At 42.9% G+C, this 4,125-nt stretch carries 7 protein-coding genes; 5 read left to right on the top strand and 2 right to left on the bottom strand.

Features of this window, described 5'->3' with window-relative positions:
* From ACXJGZ_RS06425 to ACXJGZ_RS06445, 5 genes are all read left to right on the top strand, one after another.
* On the top strand, window positions 1-737 hold a 737-nt coding region (locus ACXJGZ_RS06425; RefSeq protein WP_456398681.1), incomplete at its 5' end, for a carbon starvation CstA family protein.
* Between the two features lie 206 nt (window positions 738-943).
* On the top strand, window positions 944-1,213 hold the full coding sequence (locus tag ACXJGZ_RS06430) for a DUF7990 family protein (protein ID WP_456321676.1): 270 nt from the start codon (window positions 944-946) through the stop codon (window positions 1,211-1,213).
* Between the two features lie 9 nt (window positions 1,214-1,222).
* A complete protein-coding gene (locus ACXJGZ_RS06435) occupies window positions 1,223-2,215 on the top strand; it encodes an ArsA family ATPase (RefSeq protein ID WP_456398684.1) in 993 nt (330 codons plus the stop codon).
* Entirely contained in the window at window positions 2,205-2,498 is a 294-nt protein-coding gene (locus tag ACXJGZ_RS06440; protein WP_293254519.1) for a hypothetical protein, read from the top strand. The genes ACXJGZ_RS06435 and ACXJGZ_RS06440 overlap by 11 nt, the downstream gene beginning before the upstream one ends.
* A gap of 2 nt (window positions 2,499-2,500) precedes the next feature.
* Window positions 2,501-3,163 carry a hypothetical protein gene (locus ACXJGZ_RS06445; protein WP_456321679.1) on the top strand — a complete coding sequence of 221 codons (663 nt, stop codon included), beginning with the start codon at window positions 2,501-2,503 and terminating at the stop codon, window positions 3,161-3,163.
* On the opposite strand, the gene endA is transcribed toward ACXJGZ_RS06445, so the two are convergent.
* Window positions 3,160-3,672: a tRNA-intron lyase gene (gene endA / locus ACXJGZ_RS06450; protein WP_293254514.1), complete on the bottom strand. Its 513-nt coding sequence runs from the start codon at window positions 3,670-3,672 to the stop codon at window positions 3,160-3,162. The two genes, ACXJGZ_RS06445 and endA, sit on opposite strands and share 4 nt — an antisense overlap.
* A gap of 9 nt (window positions 3,673-3,681) precedes the next feature.
* On the bottom strand, window positions 3,682-4,125 hold a 444-nt coding region (gene rimI, locus ACXJGZ_RS06455; protein WP_456398686.1), incomplete at its 5' end, for a ribosomal protein S18-alanine N-acetyltransferase.

Raw genomic sequence — 4,125 nt, forward strand, 5'->3', positions numbered from 1 at the left:
GATATGGAGGAATGTTTACAGAAGGGTTCTTATCGACGATTGTCATTACATCAATAGCAGTTTATGGCTTCACTGTCCTCAAGGACGCTGGAATTGCAATAACAGCGTCAAATTGGGGTGCAAAGTATGCAGTTGAAGTTGTGAAACATGGACTGAAAGTAGGGGTATTTGCTAGGAGTTATGCCCACGGGTTGGAAGATGCTCTCGGAATCAGCTACAAGTTTGGTGTGGTCTTTGCGAGCTTGTGGGTTTCAGCCTTTGCATTAACATCACTTGATACTGCTACGAGACTTGGAAGATTTGCATGGCAGGAAGTCTTTGGAATGGTTGTTGATACAAGCCAAGGAATATGGAAAACAATAACCAACAGATGGATAGCTTCAATCATAATTGCTGGGCTTGGTGTCTACTTGGCATGGGGTGGCAGCTGGTTAATCATTTGGCCAGCATTTAGTGGTATGAACCAGCTTTTGGCATCAATAGCCATGATGACCTCAGCACTTTGGGCTTACAAGATACAGAAAGCTGGAACATGGAGCTATGCAGTCGTTATACCGGCACTGTTCCTTTGGATTACTGTTACACTGGCACTCATATGGTTCTTAGTTGTGGTAAAACCAACACTTCCAATTGCAACAATTACAGCAATAGGCGTCTTGTTAAACTTCCTCCTAGCGTATGACTTCTACCTTGCATGGAAGAAGCCAGAAGAGGAGTATGAGGCCGCTGCAGCTTGAACCTTTCTTTTATTTCCTTTAAATCTTTTTGGGGTGAGTTAATGAGGAAAATCTTGAAGAGAGTTCTATACTGGGTTTCCATACCTCTTCGTATTCTCTGGAAGTCGATAAGTTTAACATACTGCTCATTCCCTCAAATGATTAAGGAGGGATCGTGCCATGCGGAGAAATCTCTCAATCCGCTTACAATTAAACGGGGTGGTTAAATGTTTGAAAGTTTGAAGGCATTCCTAAAGGGATTTTTTAGCTCGTTTAAGGATCAATCAACCGACTATATTGAATTTGAAGAGCGGGAACTGGAAAATGTGTTTGCACTCGTACTTATGGGTTCCTTTATTGGAATACCCTCTCCACCAACGACACTCGTAATGCGTATAATGCCTCACATGGTTAGAGAGATCTACGTCATGCAGCAGCGAGCAGCGAACATGGATGATATTTTCGGAGAAATAGCCGGAATGTTTGATATAACGTGAGGTGGGAGTATGAAAGACTATCTAATGCCAAAAAAAGGGTTCAGGACAATATTCTTCATAGGCAAGGGGGGAGTAGGAAAAACAACAAGCTCTGCAGCGGCATCTCTTATTCTAGCTAAAAAAGGATATAAAACACTTATCGTTTCAATAGACCCCGCCCATAACCTCGGGGATGTCTTCATGGTTAAATTAAACGACAAACCCAAAAGGATAGTAGAAAACCTCTATGCAATGGAGCTTGACATGGAAAAGCTCATTAAAGCATATCTAAAGCACCTTGAGGACAATCTCAAGCATATGTATCGTTATCTAACGGTCATAAACCTCGAGAAGTACTTTGAAGTTCTAAGTTTTTCTCCCGGTATTGAGGAGTATGCAACCCTCGAAGCCATAAGGGAGATACTTCAGAAGGGGGATGAATGGGACATCATAATATTTGATACTCCCCCAACAGGGCTCACGCTCAGGGTTCTTGCTCTTCCAAATATAGCAATGATATGGACTGAAAAGCTTATTGAAGTAAGGAGAAAAATCCTCGACAGGAGGAGAGCTATCGAGAACATACAGGGAGAACGGAAATTTATGATAGAAGGAGAAGAGTACAAATTGCCAAGCAGGGAAAAGGAGGATCCCGTGATGCAGGAGCTTCTGTCATACAAAGAGGAAATCAAATTTGTCAGGGAGATAATAACGGATGAGAACAGGACAAGCGTCGTAGCCGTTATGAATGCAGAGATGCTGGCCCTCTACGAAACGGAAAGAGCACATGAAAGCTTAAAGAAGTTCAAAATCCCATTCAATCTGGTGGTGGTTAATAAAGTTATAGAGCTTGAAGAGGAAATTCCAAAGATAAAGGTGAGGATGGATGCCCAGAAGAAGGTTTTAGGAGAGATACAACAGAAGTTCAAGGATGTGGATATAGTAAGAGTTCCCATGTTCGAAGAGGAACCAAGAGGCCTGAAATGGCTTGAGAGGGTTGGAGGGCTAATAATTGGAGATTGAGGAGATTTATGAAGAGCTTAAGATGATCAAAGAGCCCATAAGTGGTGAAGATATTGTCAGCATAGGGATAGTGAGCAACATCATTAAAGAGAACCACAAAATAATTATATTCCTGAGTCTGGCAAGGAGAACGCCCCGCGGGCCCTTTTCCTTCGCTGCTCATTGGCATGTATACGCAAGGATTATCAAGGATATAGTAAAAGTTTTAGGGGATAAAGTGCCAGAATTTGAAATACTGGATGATATGAGCTTTCAAAGATATTATCCATTGGAGGAGGTATAACAATGAGCATACAGGTTTCACCGCAATTTTTGCTCGCTCTGATGATTCTGGCAGGTGTGGCAACCCTGCAGTTTTACAAGGGGAGAAAGCTTAACCTTGCAATGATGCAGCACTATTTGAGGAGCATCGAGGAAGTAGTGAAGCCAAAGGACAAGAACTACATATGGGTTGGGGGTTATGTAGGTTTCAGGGCTTACTATAAGATAAATGAAGGGAATATAGAAAATTTCGACTACACACTAACGCTTCTTCCGAGGCAGAGCATCCTGTATTTTCCCGTTTCCAAGCTCATAAACAGGCATGACAAGATATACTTTGTGGTTCACCCCCACTCAAAAATCAAGCGTGAAGCTCACCTGATCCAGAAGGGATACTACAGAATGAAGCCCAAAATCGAAAATGAAGAGCTCATGCAGAAGGAAATCGTCGAAGTGGATGGAGTGAAATACGAAGCACTCTTTGAAAAAAGGAGGGATGTCGAACTTCTAAGGGAGTTCCTCCAAGGATTTTCAAGGATCAAGGATGTGAAGCACATATCCCTCACGCCAAAGACCAACGTCCTCTACGTGTTCATGAAGCCCGACCTCGAAACCATAGAAAAAGACACGAAACACATTGTGAGGTTTGTGAATGAAAGACTGAGGGAAAGTCCATTTGACAGCTAAAACTTCACCCTCTCTATTTTATAATAGACAACGTCGTTGTCCTCGTCCACAACCGCCATTATCATGTTCTTTCTCACGCCGTGGGCAACCCTAACACGAGCGGTCAAATCGTTTGGATACATTCTTTGACTCTCGCTCACGACCCATACGAGCCAGTCAGCGTGTTCTTCCATTCCCTTCCTGTAAACCCTAAAATGAGAGCCATATTTAAGGGCGGTCTTAACAATATATCCCCTCTTTCTTAAATCCCTGTAAACGAGAAACTTAAGATCAAACTGCTCATCCTTTTCTCTCCCCATGTTAAAGAGTTCTCTGAACGAGAGCTCCCGGTCTCCATCAAAAACCCGGATTTTGCCCCATTCCATAAGATAAGCCGCTTCTATGAGCGAAAGAAAGAGCTTTCCTTCTATAATTTCACCATAATACCTCTTGTTATAGAGCTGGTTTATAGCCTTCTCTCTTTCACTAAATACTCTCTCACCACTCAAGTAAAACTCCACGGGCTTCATCCTCTCACCTCAACTCCCCTCACCCCAATCAGTAGGGCGAAGCACCATGTAGTATGCATCCTCTCCATCCGAGTAATATCCATAGATGCGTTTTACTATTTTAAATCCCAGCCTCTCATAGAGCTTTATAGCCCTCTCATTGCTCACCCTCACTTCCAGACCAATGTATCTAGCTCCAAGCTTGATGAGTTTGTCGATAGCGGTTATCATGAGAGCTCTTCCAATTCCGTTCCCACGGTATTCAGGATCTACAGCTATGCTCATTATGTGGCCTTCCAAGTCTGGTTTTAGGTATCCCATTACATATCCCACCACACGTCCATTGTATTCCGCCACAAGGAAACTCTCGGGATTGTTTTCAAGGAACATCAAAAAAATTCCCCTCGGATATTTCTCCCTGAAAGATCTGTGCTCTATGCGCATTATCTCGGGTAAATCAAAAAGTTTGGCTGT

This window comes from Palaeococcus sp. (in: euryarchaeotes) (genome assembly GCF_053987695.1).